Source organism: Paraburkholderia sp. (assembly GCF_004298475.1).
Lineage (GTDB): Bacteria > Pseudomonadota > Gammaproteobacteria > Burkholderiales > Burkholderiaceae > Paraburkholderia > Paraburkholderia denitrificans.
Window position 1 is genome coordinate 132,936 of record NZ_SCRP01000010.1, and the last position, 24,588, is coordinate 157,523.

General features: G+C 65.3%; 23 protein-coding genes. 13 read left to right on the top strand and 10 right to left on the bottom strand.

What is annotated here, in order from left to right:
- Positions 1–59 precede the first annotated feature (59 nt).
- A complete protein-coding gene (locus tag EPN59_RS05950) occupies positions 60–563 on the bottom strand; it encodes an Rrf2 family transcriptional regulator (protein WP_293035894.1) in 504 nt (167 codons plus the stop codon).
- 133 nt (positions 564–696) lie between these two features.
- On the opposite strand from EPN59_RS05950, the gene EPN59_RS05955 reads away from it, so the two are divergent.
- Complete coding sequence (locus EPN59_RS05955; protein ID WP_293035892.1) at positions 697–1,176, top strand: group III truncated hemoglobin; 480 nt, start codon at positions 697–699, stop codon at positions 1,174–1,176.
- Positions 1,177–1,382: 206 nt separating this feature from the next.
- Here EPN59_RS05955 and EPN59_RS05960 read toward each other — a convergent pair whose 3' ends face one another.
- The 6 genes from EPN59_RS05960 to EPN59_RS05985 form a co-directional block, all read right to left on the bottom strand.
- Entirely contained in the window at positions 1,383–1,865 is a 483-nt protein-coding gene (locus tag EPN59_RS05960) for a molybdenum cofactor biosynthesis protein MoaE (protein ID WP_293035890.1), read from the bottom strand.
- Between the two features lie 19 nt (positions 1,866–1,884).
- The gene (moaD, locus tag EPN59_RS05965) at positions 1,885–2,142 is read right to left on the bottom strand and encodes a molybdopterin converting factor subunit 1 (protein ID WP_293035888.1); all 258 of its coding nucleotides are present in this window, start codon (positions 2,140–2,142) and stop codon (positions 1,885–1,887) included.
- A 10-nt stretch (positions 2,143–2,152) separates the two neighbouring features.
- On the bottom strand, positions 2,153–3,415 hold the full coding sequence (glp, locus tag EPN59_RS05970; protein ID WP_293035886.1) for a gephyrin-like molybdotransferase Glp: 1,263 nt from the start codon (positions 3,413–3,415) through the stop codon (positions 2,153–2,155).
- A 185-nt stretch (positions 3,416–3,600) separates the two neighbouring features.
- Positions 3,601–5,052, bottom strand: a complete 1,452-nt coding sequence (gene thrC, locus EPN59_RS05975) for a threonine synthase (RefSeq protein ID WP_293035884.1) — start codon at positions 5,050–5,052, stop codon at positions 3,601–3,603.
- Positions 5,053–5,062: 10 nt separating this feature from the next.
- The gene (locus tag EPN59_RS05980) at positions 5,063–6,394 is read right to left on the bottom strand and encodes a homoserine dehydrogenase (protein ID WP_293035882.1); all 1,332 of its coding nucleotides are present in this window, start codon (positions 6,392–6,394) and stop codon (positions 5,063–5,065) included.
- A gap of 72 nt (positions 6,395–6,466) precedes the next feature.
- On the bottom strand, positions 6,467–7,714 hold the full coding sequence (locus EPN59_RS05985) for a pyridoxal phosphate-dependent aminotransferase (RefSeq protein WP_293035934.1): 1,248 nt from the start codon (positions 7,712–7,714) through the stop codon (positions 6,467–6,469).
- A 462-nt stretch (positions 7,715–8,176) separates the two neighbouring features.
- Between EPN59_RS05985 and EPN59_RS05990 the strand changes: the two genes are divergently transcribed.
- The 12 genes from EPN59_RS05990 to EPN59_RS06045 all read left to right on the top strand — a co-directional run bounded on the left by EPN59_RS05990 (position 8,177) and on the right by EPN59_RS06045 (position 21,258).
- On the top strand, positions 8,177–8,551 hold the full coding sequence (locus EPN59_RS05990) for an Mth938-like domain-containing protein (protein WP_293035880.1): 375 nt from the start codon (positions 8,177–8,179) through the stop codon (positions 8,549–8,551).
- A 101-nt stretch (positions 8,552–8,652) separates the two neighbouring features.
- Positions 8,653–10,335: a glycosyltransferase family 39 protein gene (locus tag EPN59_RS05995; protein WP_293035878.1), complete on the top strand. Its 1,683-nt coding sequence runs from the start codon at positions 8,653–8,655 to the stop codon at positions 10,333–10,335.
- Between the two features lie 146 nt (positions 10,336–10,481).
- A complete protein-coding gene (locus EPN59_RS06000; RefSeq protein WP_293035876.1) occupies positions 10,482–10,853 on the top strand; it encodes an SMR family transporter in 372 nt (123 codons plus the stop codon).
- 137 nt (positions 10,854–10,990) lie between these two features.
- Complete coding sequence (locus EPN59_RS06005) at positions 10,991–12,145, top strand: DegT/DnrJ/EryC1/StrS aminotransferase family protein (protein ID WP_293035874.1); 1,155 nt, start codon at positions 10,991–10,993, stop codon at positions 12,143–12,145.
- Between the two features lie 69 nt (positions 12,146–12,214).
- Positions 12,215–13,264 (top strand): glycosyltransferase, encoded by a 1,050-nt coding sequence (locus EPN59_RS06010; protein ID WP_293035872.1) that lies wholly within the window; start codon positions 12,215–12,217, stop codon positions 13,262–13,264.
- The gene (locus EPN59_RS06015; protein ID WP_293035870.1) at positions 13,261–14,244 is read left to right on the top strand and encodes a formyltransferase; all 984 of its coding nucleotides are present in this window, start codon (positions 13,261–13,263) and stop codon (positions 14,242–14,244) included. The genes EPN59_RS06010 and EPN59_RS06015 overlap by 4 nt, the downstream gene beginning before the upstream one ends.
- Positions 14,241–15,287 (top strand): bifunctional UDP-4-keto-pentose/UDP-xylose synthase, encoded by a 1,047-nt coding sequence (locus tag EPN59_RS06020; protein WP_293035868.1) that lies wholly within the window; start codon positions 14,241–14,243, stop codon positions 15,285–15,287. The genes EPN59_RS06015 and EPN59_RS06020 overlap by 4 nt, the downstream gene beginning before the upstream one ends.
- Before the next feature lie 32 nt (positions 15,288–15,319).
- Positions 15,320–16,216 carry a polysaccharide deacetylase family protein gene (locus EPN59_RS06025; RefSeq protein ID WP_293035866.1) on the top strand — a complete coding sequence of 299 codons (897 nt, stop codon included), beginning with the start codon at positions 15,320–15,322 and terminating at the stop codon, positions 16,214–16,216.
- A 165-nt stretch (positions 16,217–16,381) separates the two neighbouring features.
- The gene (locus EPN59_RS06030) at positions 16,382–16,843 is read left to right on the top strand and encodes a peroxiredoxin (RefSeq protein WP_293035864.1); all 462 of its coding nucleotides are present in this window, start codon (positions 16,382–16,384) and stop codon (positions 16,841–16,843) included.
- Between the two features lie 378 nt (positions 16,844–17,221).
- Complete coding sequence (locus tag EPN59_RS06035) at positions 17,222–19,060, top strand: PhoH family protein (protein WP_293035862.1); 1,839 nt, start codon at positions 17,222–17,224, stop codon at positions 19,058–19,060.
- A 223-nt stretch (positions 19,061–19,283) separates the two neighbouring features.
- Entirely contained in the window at positions 19,284–20,345 is a 1,062-nt protein-coding gene (locus tag EPN59_RS06040) for a C40 family peptidase (RefSeq protein ID WP_293035860.1), read from the top strand.
- A gap of 106 nt (positions 20,346–20,451) precedes the next feature.
- Positions 20,452–21,258 (top strand): SDR family NAD(P)-dependent oxidoreductase, encoded by an 807-nt coding sequence (locus tag EPN59_RS06045; RefSeq protein ID WP_293035858.1) that lies wholly within the window; start codon positions 20,452–20,454, stop codon positions 21,256–21,258.
- Between the two features lie 60 nt (positions 21,259–21,318).
- Here the strand turns inward: EPN59_RS06045 and EPN59_RS06050 are convergent, their stop codons facing one another.
- From EPN59_RS06050 to EPN59_RS06060, 3 genes are all read right to left on the bottom strand, one after another.
- Positions 21,319–22,329, bottom strand: a complete 1,011-nt coding sequence (locus tag EPN59_RS06050; RefSeq protein ID WP_293035856.1) for an inorganic phosphate transporter — start codon at positions 22,327–22,329, stop codon at positions 21,319–21,321.
- Positions 22,330–22,339: 10 nt separating this feature from the next.
- Positions 22,340–22,966: a DUF47 domain-containing protein gene (locus EPN59_RS06055; RefSeq protein ID WP_293035854.1), complete on the bottom strand. Its 627-nt coding sequence runs from the start codon at positions 22,964–22,966 to the stop codon at positions 22,340–22,342.
- Positions 22,967–23,145: 179 nt separating this feature from the next.
- A complete protein-coding gene (locus EPN59_RS06060) occupies positions 23,146–24,528 on the bottom strand; it encodes a replicative DNA helicase (protein WP_293045705.1) in 1,383 nt (460 codons plus the stop codon).
- Positions 24,529–24,588 lie beyond the last annotated feature (60 nt).

A 24,588-nucleotide genomic window follows, 5' to 3' on the forward strand; every position in this document is an offset into this window, starting at 1 on the left:
CCGGCGCTCAGTGCGGCGCCCGAAATTCGCATTCTGGAAGCAGAAGATTCAGCCGTCGATCAATGTTCGCGCGACGGATGACGTGACGCCGGATGTTTCTCCGGCAGCGGCATGAAGACGACCGGTGCAAGGCCGAGCAGACCGGCGAGTTCCACAGTCGGTTGCGCCAGTTCGCCGATGGTGTGGCGGTCGAGTTCGGCGAAGAACGCCGCGCGGGCGACCACCAGCGCGTGCTTGAGGCGGCAATGGGGTTCGATGACGCATTCGCGCTCGGTGCGGTCGTCGCGGAAACACCCGACCAGCGCGACGTCGTTTTCCGTCTGCCGCACCACCTCGCCCACGGAAAGCGAGAGCGAATTCGCCGCGAGGCGCAGCCCGCCGTGGCGCCCGCGGACCGTGTCCACCCAGCCGAGTTCGCTGAGCTGCTGGACGACTTTCATCAGATGATTCTTCGAAATGCCGTAAGCGTCCGAGATTTCCTGGATCGTCGCGAGTTCATCCCCGCGCAAAGCAAGGTACAGCATCACGCGCAGCGAGTAGTCAGTGTAGTCGGTCAGTTTCATGATCGGCAGTGGCGACGACGGTCAAGTCCATACCTTAACATGTGTCACGTGTGCACGTTTGCGCATTTGTCCGATATCATGAATCCCCACGATTCAACGGCAGTTCAATTTTTCGCTTTCGCCACGCTGCAAGATGACCACTACCGACGCTCTCACCGCCGACACCCGGCACACCGAACCCACCGAAGACAACATCCGCGAACTCGTCTACGCGTTCTACGACCGCGTGCGCGGCGACGCGCTGCTAGGCCCGGTGTTCGATGGCGTGCTGGCTGGCCGGTGGGACGACCATTTGCCGAAGATGTGCCGCTTCTGGGCGAGCCTCGTGCTCGGCAGCAAAACGTACCAGGGCAATGTGCAGCAGGCGCATCAGCCGCTGCCCGGCATCGAGCCGCGGCATTTCAGCCACTGGCTGTACCTGTTCCTCGATACGGTCGAGTCGCGCTACCGGCCCGCAGCGGCCATACAGTTCATGGAGCCCGCGCTGCGGATCGCGCAGAGCCTGCAGTTGAGCCGCTTCGGCTGGAATTACACGATTCCGGCGGAACAGCAGGCACTGCTCACGCGCATTGCGCCGCGCGAGCGCGCGGCGGGTTCTGGGCACGGTCACTGAATAACGGACTGGCGAACGGGTTCAGATCCATACGCGTGGTGGCAAGACGCAGGTCGGCCAGGCGGAACGTGCGGGCTGACCTCACCTCGCCACTCGGCCACGGCTCGCAGGACTGGCGGTTAGTTGCAATTCCGCGAAACTCGTACTCATGCGCGAGCGGCCTGGCTACCCGGCCAGGCCGCTTTCATCCGATGCTGGCGCCGCGCTCAGCCCTTCTCCGGCGCCACGTTCCCCGAGGTGATGCCCCAGCGCGCGAGCGCCGCATCGTCGGCCACACGGGCATCCACCCAACGCGCGCCGTCCGGGGTTTCTTCTTTCTTCCAGAACGGCGCCTCGGTCTTCAGATAATCCATCACGAATTCGCACGAAGAGAAAGCGTCGCCGCGATGCATCGACGTCGTCGCCACGAGGACGATCTGATCGAGCGGCGCAAGCTTGCCGACCCGATGCACGATCAGCACCTCGATGCCCGGCCAGCGCCGCTGCGCTTCGGCAACGATGCTCTCCAGCGCCTTCTCGGTCATGCCGGGATAGTGCTCCAGTTCCATCGTCGCAACCGTGCTGCCCTCGTTGAGGTCGCGCACGGTGCCGACGAAGCACGCCACCGCGCCAATCGCCGGATTGCGTGCTCGCAGTTGTGCGACCTCGGTCGTCAGGTCGAAATCTTCGGTTTGTACGCGCACGGGCATGGCCGCTCTCCTCTACGCCTTAGCCGCCCGTCACCGGCGGGAAGAATGCCACTTCGCAGCCCTCGGTGATGCGCGTGGCCGGCGCCGTCATCACGTGATTGCAGGCCATGCGCAGCGCCCGGCCTTCCGCCAGCACCTCCGCCCAGACGCCGCCGCGCGCGCGCAGCCAGCCGCGCACGTCGCCCACCGTCGCGATGCCGTCGGGCACCGTCACCGATTCCTCGGCCACGCCCAGCGCCTCGCGCACGCTCGCAAAAAATCTCAACTGGATCTTCATAAAGTCCGGCTCAATACAGCAATTCTGTGAATGGAATGAAGCGCACCGTCTCGCCCGCGCTGATCGCATGATGCGGCGGATTGTCGATGAGGCCGTCGCCCCAGACCGTCGAGGTCAGCACCGCCGAACTCTGGTTCGGGAACAGATCGAGCCCGCCCGCCGGATTCACGCGCGCGCGCAGGAACTCGTTGCGGCGGTCGCCCTTAGCCTGCGTGAAATCGGCGCGCAGCGACAGCGCACGCGGGCTCACATGGGCCGCACCCGCCAGACGCAGCACGAACGGCCGCACGAACAGCAAGAAGGTGACGAAACTCGATACAGGATTGCCCGGCAGGCCGATGAAGAACGCCTCGTCCGCATTTGCCTGCGTCTGTGGCTGAGTCTGCGTTTGCGTCTGAACCTCGCCGCGCCGCACCGCGCCGAACGCGAGCGGCTTGCCCGGTTTCATCGCGATCTGCCACATCGCGAGCCGCCCTTCGGCCTCGACAGCCGGTTTCACGTGATCCTCCTCGCCCACCGATACGCCCCCGCAGGTCAGGATCAGATCGTGCCCATTGGCCGCCTCGCGCAGCGTTGCGCGCGTCGCATCGAGCCGGTCCGGCACGATGCCGTAATCGCTCACCTCGCAGCCGAGGTTGCGCAACAGGCCGCTGAGCGTGAAGCGGTTCGAGTTGTAGATCGCGCCGGGACGCAGCGGCTCGCCCGGCATCGTCAGTTCGTCGCCGGTGAAGAACACCGCGACCTTCAGACGTCGCGCCACGTCGAGCGTCGCGCAGCCCACCGATGCCGCCAGCCCGAGCGCCTGCGGCGTGAGCCGCGTGCCGGCCGGCAGGATCACCGAGCCCTTGCGGATGTCGGCGCCCTGTGCCGTGATCCACTCGCCCGCCTTCGGCGTGTGGAGAAATGTCACGTCGCCATCGGCGATCTCGGTCTGCTCCTGCATGACGACGGCATCCGCGCCGGGCGGCACCGTCGCGCCCGTGAAGATGCGCGCCGCCGTGCCCGCCGCCAGCGGCTGCGGCGCGTGGCCCGCCGGAATGCGCTGCGAGACCGGCAGACGGCGGCTGCCCTGCGCGAGATCGGCAACGTGCACCGCGTAGCCGTCCATTGCGCTCGTGTGCATCGGCGGCACGTCGAGCGGCGACACCACATCGGCTGTCAGCACGCGGTTCAACGCATCGAGTGTCGGCAGCGTTTCGGTTCCGCGACCGGCGAGCGCGATCGGCGTCGCTGCGCCTAGCAGCGTCGCAAGCGCATCGGTGGTGGAAAGCATCGGAGGGCGCGCGGCGGGAGCATTGGAAGGAGAAGTGGACATCGGAGCGTGTGGGAGACGGCCCGCGGGCCGCCTGCAACGGTTGGTCTCGTAATATTGTAGCGGCGCGGACACGGCATTGCGCCGTGTCCCTGGCACGCTGCACCGCCAGCCCTGCACGGGCTGGCGACGCGATCAGTCCACGCTCAGTCCGCAGTACGAACGGCGATGTAGTCCTTCACCCGTTGCGCGTTCGCCGGGACGACCTCGAAGCGCTGCGGCAGCGACTCGATCCCCGCAAACGCGGCCGGGCGCTCCGCCTCCCGATCGAGCGCCTCGCGAATCGTCTCGCCGAACTTGATCGGCTGCGCCGTCTCCAGCACGATCATCGGCACGCCCGGCTGCAGATGCTCGCGCGCGACCTTCACGCCGTCCGCCGTATGGGTATCGATCATCGTGCGATAGCGCGTGTAGACGTCGCGAATCGTCGCGACGCGGTCGTCATGGCTGCTGCTGCCCGACACGAATCCGAACTGCGCGACGCGTGCGAAGTCGCCGCTCGCTGCGAGGTCGAACCCGCCCTTTTCTTCGACGTCGCGAAAGAGTTGCGCGACGCGCGCCGGATCGCGGCCGAGCAGATCGAAGACAAAGCGCTCGAAGTTCGACGCCTTCGAAATGTCCATGCTCGGGCTGCTCGTGTGCCACGTTTCCGCCGAGCCGCGCACGCGGTAAATGCCGGTGCGGAAGAACTCGTCGAGCACGTCGTTCTCGTTGGTCGCGACGACGAGCTTTTCGATCGGCAGGCCCATCATGCGCGCGATGTGGCCCGCGCAGACGTTGCCGAAGTTGCCCGACGGCACGGTGAACGACACGCGCTCGTCGTTGCTCTTCGTTGCGGCGAAGTAGCCCGCGAAGTAGTAGACGACCTGTGCGACGACACGCGCCCAGTTGATCGAATTCACCGTGCCGATCTTGTGCTGCGCCTTGAACGCGTGATCGTTCGAGACGGCTTTCACGATGTCCTGGCAATCGTCGAACACGCCTTCCACCGCGAGGTTGAAGATGTTCGGGTCCTGCAGGCTGAACATCTGCGCGGTCTGGAACGCGCTCATCTTCTTGTGCGGCGAGAGCATGAACACGCGCACGCCCTTCTTGCCGCGCATCGCGTATTCGGCGGCGCTGCCCGTGTCGCCGGAGGTCGCGCCGAGAATGTTCAGCTGCTGGCCGGCCTTCGCGAGCGCGTACTCGAACAGGTTGCCGAGCAGCTGCATCGCCATGTCCTTGAACGCGAGCGTCGGACCATTCGAGAGTTCGAGCAGCGAAAGCTGCGTGCCGTTTTCTTCGCCGAGCACGGTGAGCGGCGTGATCCGGCTCGCGTCCTCGCCGTGGCGCACGTTGCAGTAGGTCGCCGCCGTGTAGGTGCGGCGCGTGATGTCGCGCAGGTCATCGGCGGGAATGTCGTCGCAGAACTTCGAGAGGATCTCGAACGCGAGATCCGCGTACGGCAGGCCGCGCCAGCGCGCGAGCTCTTCCTTGTCGATCTGCGGATACTGCGACGGCAGGTACAGCCCGCCGTCGCGCGCCAGGCCCGCCAGCAGGATGTCGGAAAATGCGTGATGCTCGCCGGCACCCGCGCCGCGCGTCGATACGTAATTCATTGGCTTGCCCTTAGTCCAGTCCTTCCATGCGCAGCTTCGTCACCGACGACTTCACGGTCGCGAGCTTCTCGATCCTTCCGATCGCCGCGTTCACGTTCTTTTCGACGGTGATGTGCGTGATCAGGATGATGTCCGTCTCCGCCTTGCCGTGCGCGTCGATCTGCTCCGATTCCTTTTGCAGGAGCGCGTCGATCGAAATGCCGCTGTCGGCGAGGATGCGCGTGATGTCGGCCATCACGCCGGTCTGGTCGGCCACGCGCAGGCGCAGGTAGTAGCCGCTCGTGACTTCCTCGATCGGCAGGATCGGCGTGCTCGAAAGACGGTCGGGCTGGAACGCGAGATGCGGCACGCGATGCCCGGGGTCTGCCGTGTGCAGGCGCGTGACGTCCACGAGGTCGGCCACCACGGCCGATGCCGTCGGCTCGGCGCCTGCGCCCTTGCCGTAATACAGCGTCGATCCGACAGCATCGCCATACACGACGACGGCGTTCATCGCGCCTTCCACGTTCGCGAGCAGGCGCTTGGCCGGAATCAGCGTGGGATGCGTGCGCAGTTCGATGCCGTGGTCGGTGCGGCGCGCGATGCCGAGCAGCTTGATGCGGTAGCCGAGTTCCTCGGCGTACTTGATGTCGATGGCGTCGAGCTTGCTGATGCCTTCGATGTAGGCCTTGTCGAACTGCACCGGCACGCCGAACGCAATCGCGCTCATGATCGTGGCCTTGTGCGCGGCGTCCACGCCTTCGATGTCGAAGGTCGGATCGGCCTCGGCATAGCCCAGCTCCTGCGCGCCCTTGAGCGCCGTCGCGAAATCCAGGCCGCGCTCGCGCATCTCCGACAGGATGTAATTGGTCGTGCCGTTGATGATGCCCGCGATGTACTGGATGCGGTTCGCCGTGAGGCCTTCGCGCAGCGCCTTGATGATCGGGATGCCGCCCGCGACCGCCGCTTCGAACGCGACCATCACGCCCTGCGTGCGCGCGGCCTCGAAGATCTCGGTGCCGTGGACCGCCAGCAGCGCCTTGTTCGCGGTGACGACATGCTTGCCGTTGGCGATGGCGCGCAGCACGAGATCCTTCGCGATGCCGGTGCCGCCGATCATTTCGGCCACGATGTCGATCGACGGGTCGTCGACGACGGCATTGAAGTCGGTCGTGAGGTCCACCGTGCCGGCGGCGTCGCCGAGCAGCGCGGCGGCCTTGGCCGGGTCGCGCACGGCGATGCGCGCGACCTCGATGCCGCGGCCGGCGCGGCGTTTGATTTCTTCCTGGTTGCGGCGCAGTACCGTGAAGGTGCCGCTGCCCACCGTGCCGAAGCCCAAGAGACCTACTTTGATCGGTTCCATGCCGCGTGTGTTCGTCTTTTAAGTATGTGAATGGGAATGCTGTGGCGCCCGTGGCCCTCAGGTGCCGCGCTCTCAGGTGCCGTGTTTTTTGCGGTAACCGGCGAGGAACCGCTCGATGCGGTTGATCGAGTCGGTCAGGTCGTCGATATTCGGCAGGAACACCACGCGGAAGTGGTCGGGCTGCTTCCAGTTGAAGCCGGTGCCCTGCACGAGCAGCACGCGCTCCTGAAGGAGCAGATCGAGAATGAACTGCTGGTCGTTCTCGACCGGATAGAGCTTCGGGTCGAGGCGCGGGAACATATAGAGCGCCGCCTCCGGCTTCACGCAGCTCACGCCGGGAATCGCCGTGAGCATGTTGTACGCGAGCTCGCGCTGGCGATACAGGCGCCCGCCCGGCAGGATCAGGTCGTTGATGCTCTGGTAGCCGCCGAGCGCGGTCTGGATCGCGTACTGGCCCGGCACGTTCGGGCACAGGCGCATCGAGGACAGGATGCCGAGCCCTTCGATGTAGTCCTTCGAGCGGCGGCGGTTCTCGCCCGTCATGCCCGAGATGTACATCCAGCCCGCGCGGTAGCCGCACGCGCGGTAGCTCTTCGAGAGGCTGTTGAGCGTGACCGTGATCACGTCTTCGGAAAGCGCGCCGAGCGCCGTGTGGGTCTTGCCGTCGTAGATGATCTTGTCGTAGACCTCGTCGGCGAAGATGATGAGGCCGTACTCGCGCGCGAGCGCAACGAGCCCGCGCAGCAGGTCGTCCGAATAGAGCGCGCCGGTCGGGTTATTCGGGTTGATGACGACGAGCGCGCGCGTGTTGGGCGTGATCTTCGCGCGGATGTCGTCGAGATCGGGCATCCAGGCGTTCGACTCGTCGCACGTGTAGTGAACCGGCGTGCCGCCGGACAGGCTCACCGCCGCCGTCCACAGCGGATAGTCGGGCGCGGGCAGCAGCACTTCGTCGCCGTCGTTCAGCAGCGCCTGCATCGCCATCACGATCAGCTCGGACGCGCCGTTGCCGATGTAGATGTCGTCCAGCTCGACGCCCTTGACGCCCTTTTGCTGCGCGTAATGCATGATCGCCTTGCGCGCGGCGAACACGCCCTTCGAGTCCGAATAGCCCGACGCGCCCGGCAGATTCAGGATCATGTCCTGAATGACCTCGTCGGGCGCGTCGAAGCCGAACGGCGCGAGATTGCCGATATTCAGCTTGATGATGCGATGACCTTCGTCTTCGAGGCGCTTCGCATGTTCGAGCACCGGGCCGCGAATGTCGTAGCAGACATTTTGCAGTTTGTTGGATTTGAGGATCGGTTTCACGGCGGGCAGTCAGTTAAAAGGGCTAAATTGGGCCGAACGACGGGCGAACAGTTATTTGTACCGTCTATAGCGAAGACGCGCTGCGGCTTTGCGGCCGGCCGGACCGGCACTTCAGCGGGAGAAGACACGGGGCGCGGTGACCTGACAGTGACCCGGACTGAGGCTGGCCTTGTCGCGGCCGGGCCCGTTGCCGGGTGATTGCGCAGCAGCGCCGTACAGCTTGTGACAGACGGCGCGCATGGCGAGGGGCGCCGCAGCAGCGGCTAAAAAGTTATAATTTAGCGGATTTCGGCCAACTTCCGCAATGCACACAAGCAATGCGCGCGACGCCGCATCGGCCACGCGGGGCGAGCCGGAGCAGCGCGGCACCGCCGCCCGCCGGTCCTGATAGAGACTTGGGCGCGGGCACAGGCGCGGGAGGCCAGATCCGAACGCTCGGCTCATCGAACCGCGACAACCCGGAACATCGTTTTGAAACTACACCAGGACTCAAGCGGCGCGCTCAATACCGTCACCGGTTACGGCGCCGACTACGTCGAAGTCAATCTCGAACGCCACCAGGGCAGCATCATCGTCTTTCCCGACTCACCGGTCGTTCCCTGGCCCGTGAATGCGTTCGACGCCCTGACCCCCGAACTCTTCGAAATGCTGCTCGCCCTCGACCCCGAGGTCGTCCTGTTCGGCAGCGGCGAGCGGCTGCGCTTTCCGCATCCGCGCATGACCGCGGCGCTGGCCGCGCACCGGATCGGCGTCGATGCGATGGACCTCAAGGCCGCGTGCCGCACCTACAACATCCTGATGGCAGAGGGCCGCAGGGTGGCCGCCGCACTGCTCATCGAGCACTGATCGAACGCTGATCCAGCTCGCTGGTTAATCGCGCCTTAAGGCGCGATGCCGTACACTTGCGCGCCGTATCGAACCCCGAATGCAATAACAGGCTGGAACCAATGAACGAAACGCTTTCGAGGCCCCCGCTCAACCGCGCTGCGATCCTGCTGCTGATCGTCGTACTCGCCCTGATCTGGTTCGTGCCGCTCGGCTGGCGCCACCTGCTGCCGAGCGACGAAGGCCGTTACGCCGAAATGGCGCGCGAGATGCTCGCGAGCGGCGACTGGATCACGCCGCGCTACAACGCCTACAAATACTTCGAAAAACCGCCGCTGCAGACCTGGGCCAACGCGCTCACGTTCGCGTGGTTCGGCATCGGCGAGTGGCAGGCGCGGCTCTATACCGCGCTCACCGGCTTCGCGGGCGTGCTGTTGATCGGCTTCACGGGCGCACGCGTATTCAACGCGGCGACCGGCTTCTTCGCGGCGCTCGTACTGGCCACCGCGCCGTACTGGAATCTGATGGGCCACTTCAACACGCTCGACATGGCCCTGTCGTTCTGGATGCAGCTCACGCTGTGCGCACTGCTGCTCGCCCAGCGTCCGGGGCTGCCAAAGGGCCAGGTGCGGCTGTGGATGTGGGTCTGCTGGGGGTCGATGGCGCTCGCGGTGCTCTCGAAGGGCTTGATCGGCCTGATCCTGCCGGGCGCGGTGCTCGTCCTCTATACGCTGATTGCACGCGACTGGGCGCTCTGGAAGCGCCTCTATCTCGCAAGCGGCCTGATCGTGTTCTTCGCGATCGTCTCGCCGTGGTTCATCCTCGTGCAGCAGCGCAATCCCGAGTTCTTCAATTTCTTCTTCATCGTCCAGCAGTTCCGCCGCTACCTCACGCCGGAGCAGAACCGCCCCGGCGCGTTCTGGTACTTCATTCCGGTGATCCTGGTCGGTTTTCTGCCGTGGCTCTCGGTGAGCCTGCAGAGCCTGCGCCACGCACGCGCCACGCCGCGCCAGCCCAACGGCTTCGCGCCCGTCACGCTGATGCTCGTCTGGAGCGTCTTTATCTTCCTGTTCTTCAGCATTTCGCACTCGAAGCTGATCTCCTACACACTGCCGATCGCCCCGCCGCTTGCGCTCCTCATCGGCATGTACCTGCCGCTGATGACCCGCGAGCAATGGCGCCGCCACCTCGCGGGCTACATGTTCCTCTGTCTCGCGGTCGCGCTCGGCTCGTTCTACATGACACGCCTCGGCAACGCCCGCAATCCGAACGCGCTCTATCGCGAATTCCAGGTGTGGGTGTTCGCCGCGGCGTCTGTCGGCTTCGTCGTGACGGCCATCGGCCTTTGGCTGAACCGCGCGCCGCGCACGCCCGCGACCGGCGCCGTCGCGCTCGGCACGGCATGGCTGTTGCTCGCGACGATCGCCGGAACCGGCCACGATGCCTTCGGCACGCTGAGCTCGGGCGCGCCGCTCGCCCCGGCCGTACGCGCGGCCATCGCCAGAATGCCGCCCGATACGCCGTTCTATTCGGTGGGCGTGCTCGACCACACGATGCCGTTCTACGTGCGCCACACCATGACGATGGTTCAGGTGACCGACGAGCTTTCGTTCGGCATTTCCGAGGAACCGCAGAAATGGGTGCCGACGATCGAGGAGTGGGAAACGCGCTGGAAGGCCGAGCACTACGCGCTCGCCCTGATGCCGGTGGAGCGCTACACCGAACTGGCCGCGCAAGGCCTGCCGATGCGGGTCGTTGCACGCGATGCGCGGCGCGTGGTGGTCGAAAGATCACCCGAACCGTGAGCGCCGGCCGGCGCCAGGCGCGCATCGGCGATAATTCCGCCTCGGCGCATGCGCTGTTGCGTACGCGGTTGCATGCCGGTTGCGTGCCTTGTCACCAGAGCCGCCCCAGACCGATCCCCAATACCTATGTCGAGCCGTTCCCTACGATGAATCCGATTTCCCTCTTCTGCATCCTTGCCGGCGTCGGCCTGAATGCGTGCGCGCAACTGTTGCTGAAAGCCGGTGTCAATGCGGTTGGACACTTCGAATTCACCCGTGCGAACATTCTCCCCGTCGGCCTGAAGCTCGCGACGCAACTGCCGATCATCGGCGGCCTGAGTTGCTATGTGGTGAGCGTGGTCGTGTGGATCGTCGGGCTGTCTCGCGTCGACGTCTCGATCGCCTACCCGATGCTGTCGCTCGGGTACGTCGTGAACGCCTTCGCAGCGTGGTATCTGTTCGGCGAGGTACTGTCGGTACAGCGGCTCGTCGGCATCGGCATCATCCTGATCGGCGTATTCGTACTTGCACGCAGCTAAAGTCACACGCGGACACACGCCGCTGCACAAGCACCGGCGCCGCCCTTGTACCCAGGGACGGCGCGCCCATATAAGCGAATCGTAAGGTTGCCGACCCGTCCTTGCGCCTCGCCCCACTCTTCACGAGCAAAGCACCCATGACCCAGTCCAACGTTGCGTTCCTGCCGTTCGTCAAACCCGAGATCGACGAAGAAACCATTCAGGGCGTCGCCGAGGTGCTGCGTTCCGGCTGGATCACGACCGGCCCGCAGAACCAGGCGTTCGAAGCCGCGCTGTCGGCATTCTGCGGCGGCCGGCCCGTGCGCACGTTCAACTCCGGCACCGCGACGCTCGAAATCGGCCTGCGCATCGCGGGCGTCGGTGCGGGCGACGAGGTCATCACGACGCCGGCGTCGTGGGTCGCCACGAGCAACGTCATCTATGAAGTCGGCGCGACGCCCGTGTTCGCCGACATCGATCCCGTCACGCGCAACATCGACCTCGACAAGCTCGAAGCCGCCATCACGCCGCGCACGAAGGCCATCATGCCGGTCTATCTCGCGGGGATGCCCGTCGACATGGACCGGCTCTACGCGATTGCCCGCCAGCACGGGCTGCGCGTGATCGAGGACGCGGCGCAGGCGTTCGGCGCAACGTGGAACGGCAAGCGCATCGGCGCATTCGGCGACCTCGTCTCGTTCAGCTTCCACCCGAACAAGAACCTCACGTCGATCGAGGGCGGCGCGCTCGTCCTGAACGACGACGCCGAAGCCTTGCTGGCCCAGAAGTACCGCCTGCAGGGCATCACCCGCACGGGTTTCGACGGCATGGACTGCGACGTGCTCGGCGGCAAGTACAATCTCACGGATGTGGCGGCGCGCGTGGGCCTCGGCCAGCTCAAGCACATCGAACGCTTCACTGCGCAACGGCGTGCGCTCGCGCGCGCCTACTTCGCGGGCTTCGAGGGCGGCGCGGCAGTCGGGCTGGGCGTGGGGCTGCCCGTGGCGGACTTCGCCAACAGCAACTGGCACATGTTCCAGATCACGCTGCCGATCGAGAAACTCACGATCAGCCGCGCGGACTTCATGGCGCAGCTGAAGGAGCGCGGCATCGGTTCGGGCGTGCACTACCCGGCGATTCACCTGTTCACGCTCTATCGCGAGCGTGGTTTCAAGGCGGGCATGTTCCCGCACGCCGAGCGATTCGGCGCGACCACGGTCACGCTGCCGCTCTTCACGCAGATGACGAACGACGACGTGGCGCGCGTGTGCCGCGCCGTCAACGAAATCTGCGCGCAGTACGCGTTGGGCTGAGCCGGACGCCAGGCAGCACAGCCAGCCCACACTGAGCGAACGCATTATGAAAACGGAAAAGACGCACTCATGACTCAAACGGAACAAGGCACCTTGACCCCGGACACGCCGGAAGTCTCGGTCATCATTCCGGTCTACAACGAGGAAGCGGGACTCGACGCGCTGTTCGCGCGCCTGTACCCCGCACTCGACCAGCTCGGCACGTCGTATGAAGTCATCTTCATCAACGACGGCAGCCGCGACCGCTCGGCCGCCATGCTCGCCGACCAGTTCCGCGCGCGCCCCGACACGACGCGCGCGATCCTGCTGAACGGCAACTACGGCCAGCACATGGCGATCCTCGCGGGCTTCGAGCAGGCGCGCGGCGAGATCGTCATCACGCTCGACGCCGACCTGCAGAACCCGCCCGAGGAAATCGGCAAGCTCGTCTCAAAGATGCGCGAAGGGTTCGACTACGTCGGCACGATCCGCAAGCAGCGCCAGGACAGCCTGTGGCGCCGCAAGGCCTCGCAGGCGATGAACAGCCTGCGCGAGCGCATCACGCGCATCAAGATGACCGACCAGGGCTGCATGCTGCGCGCGTACAGCCGCCGCATCATCGACACGATCAACCGCTGCGGCGAAATCAATACGTTCATTCCGGCGCTCGCGTACACGTTCGCGCAGAACCCCGTCGAAGTCGAAGTCGCGCACGAAGAGCGCTTCGCGGGCGAATCGAAGTACTCGCTCTACAGCCTGATCCGCCTGAATTTCGACCTCGTAACCGGCTTCTCGGTCGTGCCGCTGCAATGGCTGTCGTTCATCGGCGTGATTCTTTCGCTCGGCTCGGCGGGCCTGTTCGTCCTGCTGCTGATCCGCCGCTTCCTCCTCGGCGCGGAAGTGCAAGGCGTGTTCACGCTGTTCGCCATCACGTTCTTCCTGCTCGGCGTGATCATCTTCGCGCTCGGGCTGCTCGGCGAGTACATCGGCCGCATCTATCAGCAGGTGCGCGCGCGTCCCCGTTATCTGGTGCAGACGATTCTCGAACAGCGCAACGCGCCTGCCATCGCGCACGCGCCGCGCGAGGACCTCGCACCGCCTGTCCAACCGGCCTCGCTCAGTCAGGGAGCACACAAATGAAGCCGCGCGCCGTCGTCTTCGCCTATCACAACGTTGGAGTGCGCTGCCTGCAGGTGCTGCTCGCGGGCGGCGTCGACGTCGAACTCGTCGTCACGCACGAGGACAGCCCGACCGAGAACATCTGGTTCGGCAGCGTGAAATCGGTGGCGCTGGAGCACGGCATCGACGTGATCACGCCCGCCGATCCGAAGAGCGCCGAGCTGCGCGCGGCTGTTTCGGCGGCGCGGCCGGATTTCATCTTCTCGTTCTACTACCGGCACATGCTGCCCGCCGACCTGCTCGCGCTCGCCGCGCGCGGCGCGTACAACATGCACGGCTCGCTGCTGCCGAAATACCGCGGCCGCGTGCCGACCAACTGGGCCGTGCTGCGCGGCGAGAACGAAACCGGCGCGACGCTGCACGAAATGGCCGCGAAGCCCGATGCGGGCGTGATCGTCGCCCAGACGCCGGTGCCGATCCTGCCCGACGACACCGCCGCGCAGGTCTTCGACAAGGTCACGGTCGCCGCCGAGCAGACGCTCTGGCGCGTGCTGCCCGCGCTGATCGCGGGCGAAGCGCCGCATCTGCCGAACGATCTCGCGCAGGGCAGCTACTTCGGCGGGCGCAAGCCGGAAGACGGCCGCATCGATTTCAGCCGGAGCGCGCAGCAGGTCTACAACCTGATCCGCGCTGTCGCGCCGCCGTATCCGGGCGCGTTCACCGATATCGGCGGCGAGCGCTTCATGATCGCCCGGGCGCGCCTCGCCCGCCCGGGTGCGGCGCCTGCGGCGCTGGCCGGATTGCCCGCGGGCATCCACGTAAGCGATAATGCGCTCTTTGCCCTCTGCGGCGACGGTCGCGCCATCGCGATCCACGAACTGCGGCACCTGTCCAGACCATCCGAAGGCGGAAAAGCCGAAGGGCAATCCGGCGACGGTCACGAAACCGTCGTCACGCCCGCCGCATTCGCCGAATTCACCTCATCTGCATCCCGTCAATGAAAAAAGTCCTGATCCTGGGTGTGAATGGCTTCATCGGCCACCACCTCTCCAAGCGCATCCTCGAAACCACGAACTGGGAAGTGTTCGGGATGGACATGCAGACCGACCGCCTCGGCGACCTCGTCAAGCATGAACGGATGCACTTCTTCGAAGGCGACATCACGATCAACAAGGAGTGGGTCGAGTACCACGTCAAGAAGTGCGACGTGATCCTGCCGCTCGTCGCCATCGCTACGCCGGCAACCTACGTGAAGCAGCCGCTGCGCGTGTTCGAACTCGACTTCGAGGCGAACCTGCCGATCGTGCGTTCAGCCGTGAAGTACGGCAAGCACCTCGTGTTCCCGTCGACCTCCGAGGTCTACGGCATGAGCAGCGACGAGCAGTTCGATCCGGACGCCTCGCCGCTCATCTACGGCCCGATCAACAAGCCGCGCTGGATCTACGCGTGCTCGAAGCAGCTCATGGACCGCGTGATCTGGGGCTACGGCATGGAAGGCCTGAACTTCACGCTGTTCCGGCCGTTCAACTGGATCGGCCCGGGCCTCGACACGATCTACACGCCGAAGGAAGGTTCGTCGCGCGTCGTGACGCAGTTCCTCGGCCACATCGTGCGCGGCGAGAACATCAGCCTCGTGGACGGCGGCGCGCAAAAGCGCGCGTTCACCGACATCGGCGACGGCATCGACGCGCTGATGAAGATCATCGAGAACAAGGACGGCGTGGCGACGGGCAAGATCTACAACATCGGCAACCCGGCCAACAACTTTTCGGTACGCGAACTCGCGCACAAGATGCTGGCGCTCGCCGCCGAGTATCCGGAATACGCGGACTCCGCCAAGCGCGTGCAGCTGGTCGAAACGTCGTCGGGCGCGTACTACGGCGCTGGCTACCAGGACGTGCAGAACCGCGTGCCGAAGATCGACAACACGAAGCAGGAACTCGGCTGGGCGCCCAAGGCGACGTTCGACGACGCCCTGCGCAAGATCTTCGAAGCGTACCGCGGCCACGTCGGCGAGGCCCGCGCACTCGTCGAACAGCAGTAACGCGCGCACGCGGCAACTGGGGACCTGGCAACTTGGCCCGTATCGTCCTGAAAATCGACGTCGACACGCTGCGCGGCACGCGCGAAGGCGTGCCGAATCTCGCGCGCATCTTCGACCGTTACAAGGCGCGCGCGACTTTCCTCTTCGCCCTCGGCCCGGACCACACGGGCTGGGCGCTGCGCCGCGTGTTCCGTCCGGGCTTTCTGAAGAAGGTCTCGCGCACGTCGGTGGTCGAGCACTACGGCGTGAAGCAGCTGATGTACGGCGTGCTGCTGCCCGGGCCGGACATCGGCGTGAAGGCCGCCGCCGATATGCGCGCGATCCACGAAGCCGGTTTCGAATGCGGCATTCACACGTGGGATCACGTGTACTGGCAGGACAACGTGCGCAACCGCGACGGCGAGTGGACCGCACGCGAGATGCGCAAGAGCTACGAACGCTTCACGCAGATCTTCGGCGCGCCGCCTGTTACGCACGGCGCGGCGGGCTGGCAGATGAACGACGCGGCGTTCCGGCAGATCGACGCCTGGGGCATGCATTACGCGTCCGATGGGCGCGGGCACTCGCCCTATCTGCCGGTCGTCGACGGCCACACGCTCAACCACGTGCAGATGCCGACCACGCTGCCCACGCTCGACGAAGTGCTCGGCGTCGACGGCATCGACGTGAACACGGTCGCCGCATGGATGCTCAAGCTCACCGAGCATAATCCGCATGACCAGGTCTTCACGCTGCACGCGGAACTCGAAGGCCAGAAGCTTGCGCCCGTGTTCGAGCAACTGCTCGCGGGCTGGCGCGCGCAGGGCCACACGTTTGCCACGATGGGCGACTACCATGCCGCGCTGGACCGCGAATCGCTGCCATCGTACCCTGTCGCCTGGGGCGAGATCGAAGGCCGTTCCGGCCAGTTGATCATCCAGCCCGACTGAATCCGCCGCTCGCACGCGCATCCCGAAGGTGGCCGCCGCGAAGGCTGCATGCGATGCGTGCTGCCGTCAGATGCAGCCTTCGCATGCACCCATCGCATGCACCCTTCGCTTACGCCGCACGCATCGTCCGATCATCGTCCGAGACAATAACAACCGGAGAATCCTGTGCCGATCGCAGTCGACCAACCCGTTCCCGACTTCACCGCCCCCGCCACCGGCGGCGACTTCACGCTGTCGAGCCTCAAGGGCAGCAAGGTGGTCCTGTACTTCTATCCCAAGGACAACACGCCGGGCTGCACGACCGAAGGTCTGCAGTTTCGCGACCTCAATCCGAAGTTCGAGAAAGCGGGTGCGCGGATCATCGGTGTCTCGCGTGACAGCGTGCGCTCGCACGAAGGCTTCAAGGCCAAGCTCGAACTGCCGTTCACCTTGGTATCCGATGCGGATGAAGCGCTATGCACGCTCTTCGACGTCATCAAACTGAAGAAAATGTATGGCAAGGAAGTGCGTGGAATCGAGCGCTCCACGTTCCTTATCGACGCCGCTGGCGTGCTGCGTCGCGAGTGGCGCGGCATCAAGGTTCCGGGCCATGTCGACGAGGTCCTGGAGGCTGTACAAGCGCTTTGAGGCGCGTTATATTGGGCTGCAATGAGTGCCCGTCCACCCCATTTTTCGTCGCGTTGCGACCCAGGTTGTGACCCAGGTGAAGCCGGTCGTCGAATGACCGGCGATGCACATCCGGGGCACCGCGCCATTGCCGCAGTCGAGCCGCTTGCCTCGTTAGCCGGGGCGGCGGCTTTTTTGTTTGCAGTTCCGCCACCGCGCCGGAACACGTTGCGGTCACGCGTCTTTGTCAAGGAGCCGATCGAAAACCAGGCGAACCGGCATTTCCAGACCTGAGCGCGCACCCAGCGCGGCTGCACAGGGCGCCTGCCCGGCGCCGGACCGCACCGCCCGAAAGCGCACCCTACTCGACCACTCGACCCGAATTTTTCGAGGGACACCATGCCTTTGCCTACCCCCCCCAGCAAGCTCGGCAACCTGCTGCCGCCTGAGGAATACAAGGCGCGCGCGCGCGCCACGCGCGGCAACCGCAAAGCTGTAAGCGAACAGGACGCTGTCGCCGTCGCGGACTTCGGTCCCGCGAGCGTCGCCGAGCCGATGTCCCCGGCTGCGAACGCCGCAACGACGCTGCGCACGGTCCCCCTTTCCTCCGGCAACGCCGAACTGGCCGCCCTCGAACCCGTCGCACCCGCACCCGCACCCGCGAAAAAGCGCAAGCAGCAGGCCGCTGCGCTGCTGCAGCCCGTACAGGCGCACGCCGAGCCCGAAGCGCCGGCCGCGCCGATCGCACGTAGTGCCAAACCGGCCGCCGCGAAGCTCGATGCCGGCGCCGCAACGGATAAGCGTGCCACCGGGAAAAAACGCCTGCATCCGGGAGAAAGCATCGAAGTGCGCAAGCTCTTCGTGCTCGATACGAACGTGCTGATGCACGATCCGACCTGCCTGTTCCGCTTCGAGGAACACGACGTCTATCTGCCGATGATGACGCTCGAGGAACTCGACAACCACAAGAAGGGCATGTCCGAAGTCGCGCGCAACGCACGCCAGGTGAGCCGCACGCTCGACCAGCTGGTGGCGAATGCCGACCCGATCTCGGAAGGCATTTCGCTCGCGCGCCTCGGCAGCCGCGAAGCGCTCGGCCGGCTGTACTTCCAGACCACGCTCACGCACATCGATCCGGTCGACGGCCTGCCCCAGGGCAAGGCCGACAACCAGATCCTCGGCGTCGTGCGCGCGCTGCAGCGCGACCGGCCGGACCGCCTCGTCGTGCTGGTGTCGAAAGACATCAACATGCGCATCAAGGCGCACGCGCTCGGCCTGCCCGCGGAAGACTACTTCAACGATCAGGTTCTCGAAGACAAGGATCTGCTCTACTCGGGCGTGCGCGCGCTGCAGCAGGATTTCTGGACGAAGCACGCGAAGGGCATGGAGTCCTGGCAGGACACCAAGACCGGCACGACCTATTACCGCGTGACGGGTCCCGCGTGCGCGTCGATGCTCGTGAACGAGTTCGTCTATCTGGAGCCGCAGAACGGCGAACCGACGTTCCACGCGATCGTGCGCGAACTCAACGGCAAGACGGCGCTGTTGCAGACGCTGCGCGACTACGGCCATCACAAGAACAACGTGTGGGGCATTACGGCGCGCAATCGCGAGCAGAACTTCGCGCTCAATCTGCTGATGAACCCGGAGATCGATTTCGTCACGCTGCTCGGGCAGGCGGGTACGGGCAAGACGCTCGTCGCACTCGCGGCGGGCCTCGCCCAGGTGCTCGACGACAAGCGCTACAACGAGATCATCGTGACGCGTGCGACGGTGCCGGTCGGCGAAGACATCGGCTTCCTGCCGGGCACGGAAGAGGAAAAGATGCAGCCGTGGATGGGCGCCTTCGACGACAACCTCGAAGTGCTCCAGAAGACCGACGACGCAGCCGGAGAATGGGGCCGCGCGGCCACGCAGGAACTGATCCGCTCGCGGCTGAAGGTCAAGAGCATGAACTTCATGCGCGGCCGGACGTTCGTCGACAAATACCTCATCATCGACGAAGCGCAGAACCTCACGCCGAAGCAGATGAAGACGCTCGTCACGCGCGCGGGCCCTGGCACGAAGATTGTCTGCCTCGGCAATATCGCGCAGATCGATACGCCTTATCTGACTGAAGGCAGCTCGGGCCTCACCTATGTCGTCGACCGCTTCAAGGGCTGGGCGCACAGCGGCCACGTGACGCTCGCGCGCGGCGAGCGCTCGCGGCTGGCCGATTACGCGTCGGACATTCTCTAGGCGACAGTCGCGCAACATCGAGCGCAAGCCGCTCACGAGGGCTGTATCCGGTTCCCCGGATACAGCCCTTTTTCGTTGCGCGGCGTTCCAGTGAAGCAACAGTTGACGCCCAAACTTCAAGTAAATTATCAAGAATTCTTGCGAGCGCCGCGCCGGACGGGCTACCATCGGCGCATTATCCGCTTCCACCCGCAGCGGGCACCCTCGCCCGTCCGAGCGTTTCATGCGCCGACTCTGGCTTCCGTTACTGATCATGGTTTTTCTCGCAGCTTGTTCGAGCACGCCGGAAAGATACGCGCGCAGGGGCGGCTCATCCACGGCCATCGACGCCTCGCGCACCCGGCCATCCGGCTTCCCGAATTTCGTCGATCACAGCGTCGGCCGCGAAGAAATCTCGATCCAGGCGATGGGGCTCGTCGGCATTCCCTACCGCTGGGGCGGCAATACGCCCGATAGCGGCTTCGATTGCAGCGGGCTCGTCAAATACGTGTTCGCCCGCGCGGCCTTTGTCGATCTGCCGCGCACGACCGCCGACATGGGCGCACGCGGCGAGTCCATCCAACCTGACGAAATCGCCGCCGGTGATCTGGTGTTCTTCAATACGACCGGGCGGCCGCATTCGCATGTCGGGATCTACGTCGGCAAGCTCCGCTTCGTCAACGCGCCCTCGACGGGCGGGACGGTACGGCTCGACTATCTGACGAACCCGTACTGGGCGAAGCGCTTCGACGGCATACGCCGCATGGCGCCGCCCAAAGCCACGCCGCAACCGTTCGAGACGCCCACCTGGGAAGCGTCCGCGCCTGCCCAGCCCGCGCCTGCCGTGGCGGCTGCTGCGGTGCCCATTCGCGTGACAAGCGTGAATCAGAACCGGCCGATGCCCGCTGCGGCACCGGCTCCGGTTGTACCTGCCTACGCGGCCACACGGCCAGCCGCCGCGCCGGCGGACGCGTTCGAGCCGCCGCCCGCGGCGCCCGGCGCCGCGCAAATGCAGGCGCGCGTGGCTGGCGGGGCAACGCCCGCAATGGCCAGCGCCAACGCACCCGATGCCGACTCGCAACCCGACGCCATCGCCGCAGCAGCAGACGCCTTCGAGCCGCCGCCGCCCGCCGCCGCTATGGCCGAGCGCCAGGCGGCGCAAGCGGGCTCGACGACGCTCACACCCGCTGCAACCTCCAGGCCGCCCGTGCAGATCATGCGCGCCTCGACGGCGCAGCCCGTCGGACGTGCACCCACGCAAACGAACGACGATCCGATCGCGCGCTTCGCCAACAGCGCCTTCTGATTTCGCGCACAACCACGCGCGCCCACCCGCTCGCAACATGCCGGCGCGGTTTTCGCGGCCCGCTGCGTCTGCTATCGTTCTGATACCTTTTCGCAGCGAGGCAGCGATGGATCTCGGACTCGGCAACAAGGTGGTACTGGTGACGGGCGGCAGCAAGGGCATCGGGCTGGCCTGCGCACGCGCGTTCGCGAAGGAAGGGGCGAAGGTCGCGATCGTGTCGCGCGATCCGGCGAATCTCGCCCGCGCGCGCGAGCAACTCGCGAGCGAAGGACTGCACATCCATCTCACGCGCGCCGATCTGCACGAACCGCACAGCGCGGCAGACGTGGTCGAAGATGTCTCAACGGCCGTGGGTCCGATCGACGTCCTCATCAACAGCGCGGGCGCGGCCCGCCGCTACGATCCGGAGGCGCTGGACGCCGCCGCCTTCAAGGCGACCATGGAAGCGAAGTACTTCCCGTACATCTATCCGCAGCAGGAAGTGCTGCGCCGGATGGTGGAACGCGTGAAGGCCGGTGAAGCGAAAGAACCCGGAACCATCGTCAACATCATCGGCATGGGCGGCAAGTTCGCGAGCGACATCCACATTGCGGGCGGCGCAGCCAATGCCGCGCTCATGCTCGCCACGGTGGGGCTTGCGCACTATCACGCGCGCTACGGCATCCGCATCAACGCCATCAATCCGGGCGCGACGCTCACGGAACGCCTGCAAGAAGCGGTGCGGCTGGAAGCCGAAAGAGAGGGAATCGATGAAGCGACGGCGCTCGCGCGCAGCGAAGGCAAGGTGCCGCTCGGCCGCTACGCGAAACCCGAGGAGATTGCAGACGTGGCGCTCTTTCTGGCAAGCCGCCGCGCCAGCTATGTGACCGGCGCGCTCATCCCGATGGACGGCTGCTCGACGCCGCTCATCTGAGCGGCCCGCACGAGCGCTCAGGGCAACCCGGCGCCGCATGCCGCAGCGCCGGGCACCGTGTTACAGGATACGGTGGCCGATCCACCAGCCCGCAGCGGCGAGCGCCGCCGAAGCCGGAATCGTCAGAACCCACGCCCAGACGATGTTGCCCGCCACGCCCCAGCGCACGGCGGAGAGCTTCTGCGTCGCGCCCACGCCGACGATTGCGCCCGCAATGGTGTGCGTCGTCGAAACCGGGATGCCGAGCCACGAAGCCGTAAAGAGCGTAATCGCCCCGCCCGTCTCCGCGCAGCAGCCGCCGACCGGCTTGAGCTTGGTGATCTTCTGCCCCATCGTGCGGACGATCCGCCAGCCGCCGAACAGCGTGCCGAGGCCCATCGACAGATAGCAGACGCCCACCACCCAGATCGGCGGCGCGTCGGCAGCCGCCGAGGCGTAGCCGGTGGCGATCAGCAGCATCCAGATGATGCCGATGGTTTTCTGCGCGTCGTTGCCGCCGTGGCCGAGGCTGTAGAGGCTCGCGGAAAGGATCTGCAGACGCCGGAAGCGCCGGTCCACCTTGCTCGGCGGCGTGCGGAAATAGAGCCACGACACCAGCAGCATGAAGAACGAGCCGAGGATGAAACCGAGCAGCGGCGAGATGAAGATGAACGCGACCGTCTTCATGAGGCCGTCGAAGTTCAGCGAATGCCAGCCCGACTTCGCGAGCGCCGAGCCCACCAGGCCGCCGATCAGCGCGTGCGACGAACTGGACGGAATGCCGTAGTGCCAGGTCACCACGTTCCAGACGATGGCCCCGATCAGCGCGCCGAACACGACGTAGTGATCGACGATGCCGGGGTCGATGGTGCCCTTGCCCACCGTGCGCGCGACGTTCAGGTGGAAGATGAAATAGGCGATGACGTTGAACATGGCGGCGAATGCCACCGCCTGCTGCGGCTTGAGCACGCCCGTCGACACGACCGTGGCGATCGAGTTCGCCGCGTCGTGAAAACCGTTCATGAAGTCGAAAATGAGCGAGATGGCCACGAGCGACGCGACCATCCAGATGGCGAGTTGTATCGATTGCATCGCGTGAGACTCAGGCGTTTTCCAGCACGATGCCTTCGATGATGTTCGCCACATCCTCGCACTTGTCCGTGATCGACTCGAGCAGCTCGTAGATCGCCTTCAGCTTGATCACGGTCTTGACGTTGTCCTCCTCGCGGAAGAGCTTCGACATGGCCGAACGCAGCAGCCCGTCCGCTTCGGATTCGAGCCGGTCGATTTCCTCGCACGCGTGCAGGATCTCGCGAGCCTGCTTCATGTCGGACAGCATCGCGACCGCGGCCTGGACCCGCTCGACGGTCGCCGTGCAGACGTGGGCAAGCTGGCGCGCCTCGGCGGTGACGGCCTGCACGTCGTAGAGCGAAATGGCCGTGGCTACGTCTTCCATCAGGTCGAGCGCGTCGTCCATCGTCGAAATCAGCTTGTGGATTTCGTCGCGGTCGAGCGGCGTGATGAAGGTCTTGTGAAGCAGGTCGATCGCTTCGTGGGTCAGCTTGTCGGCGGCCTTCTCGGCAGCCTGAACGTTCTGTTTGTGGATTTCCGCATCGGCCAGGTTGTCGATCAGAAGCTCCAGCTCCCGGCTTGCAGAAACGAGGCACTTTGCGTGCGCATTGAAAATTTCAAAGAACTTGCCCTCGGTGGGCATGAATCGGCCGAACATTTGAATCCCGGAAATTGGTCTCGGATGACTGTCATCCAGCGGCAATGCGTCTGTCATACAGCGGCCACATTGTAACGTCCGCCGACGCACGCGCGGCTCGCCGCCTGCAGAAACGCAGGGATAAGCAAAGCTCGACCGAAACGCGCTTGCGGCGCGCATCGGTTCTGGAAGATTTGCCGCTACTCGCCGTAGAAGTTCTGTGCCCCGGCAAAATTATCGAATTTCGTGTATTGGCCGTGGAACGTGAGGCGAACAGGCCCGATCGGGCCGTTACGCTGCTTGCCGATGATGATCTCGGCGGTGCCTTTGTCGGGGCTGTCCGGGTTATAGACTTCGTCGCGGTAGATAAACAGGATCACGTCCGCGTCCTGTTCGATAGCGCCCGATTCGCGCAAATCCGACATCACCGGGCGCTTGTTCGGCCGCTGCTCCAGACCGCGGTTCAGCTGCGAGAGCGCGACCACTGGTACGTCGAGTTCCTTGGCGAGGCTCTTGAGCGAGCGCGAGATTTCGGAGATTTCCGTCGCCCGGTTCTCGCCGGTCGACGATCCGCTCATCAGCTGCAGATAGTCGACGATGATGAGCCCGAGCTTGCCGCACTGGCGCGCGAGGCGCCGCGCGCGCGAGCGCAGCTCCATCGGGTTCAGGGCGCCGGTTTCGTCGATGAAGATCTGTGCTTCGCTCATTTTCTGCACGGCGTGCGTGAGCTTCGGCCAGTCTTCATCCGTCAGGCGGCCCGTGCGCATGCGGTGCTGGTCCAGCCGCCCGACGGAGCCGAGCATACGCATGATGAGCTGTGTGCCCGGCATTTCCATCGAGAACACCGCCACGGGCAGGCCGTACTCGACGGCCACGTATTCGCCGATGTTCATCGAGAACGCGGTCTTACCCATCGACGGACGCCCGGCCACGATGATCAGTTCGCCGCCGTGCATGCCCGAGGTCATGCGGTCGAGGTCGACGAAACCTGTCGGCGTGCCCGTCACGTCGCTCGGATTGGCGGTGTGATACAGCGTGTCGATGCGCTCCACGACCTGCGTGAGCAGCGGCCCGATTTCGAGAAAACCCTGCGTGCCGCGCGCGCCGTCCTCGGCGATCGAGAACACCTTCGCCTCGGCCTCGTCGAGCAACTGGCGCACTTCCTTGCCCTGCGGATTGAACGCGTCCGAGGAAATTTCGTCGGCGACCGAAACGAGGCGCCGCAGCACCGCGCGGTCGCGCACGATTTCCGCATAACGGCGGATGTTCGCGGCGCTCGGCGTGTTCTGGGCGAGTGCGTTCAGGTACGCGAGGCCGCCCACGTCCTCGGCCTTGCCCGAGGTGGTGAGCGCCTCGTAGACCGTCACCACGTCGGCCGGGCGCGAGGACGCGATCAGGCGGCCGACATGCTCGTAGATAACGCGGTGATCGTAGCGGTAGAAGTCGCTTTGCGCGAGGAAGTCGGCAATCCGGTCCCAGGCGGCGTTATCCAGCAACAGGCCGCCGAGCACCGATTGCTCGGCCTCGATCGAATGCGGAGGGACTTTCAGCGACTCGAGTTGGGGATCGTTCGGAGCGTTCATGGAGGGCAATTATCGGACAAGCCAGCCACCTGGAACAAGCAGCAAACCTGTAAAACGGCA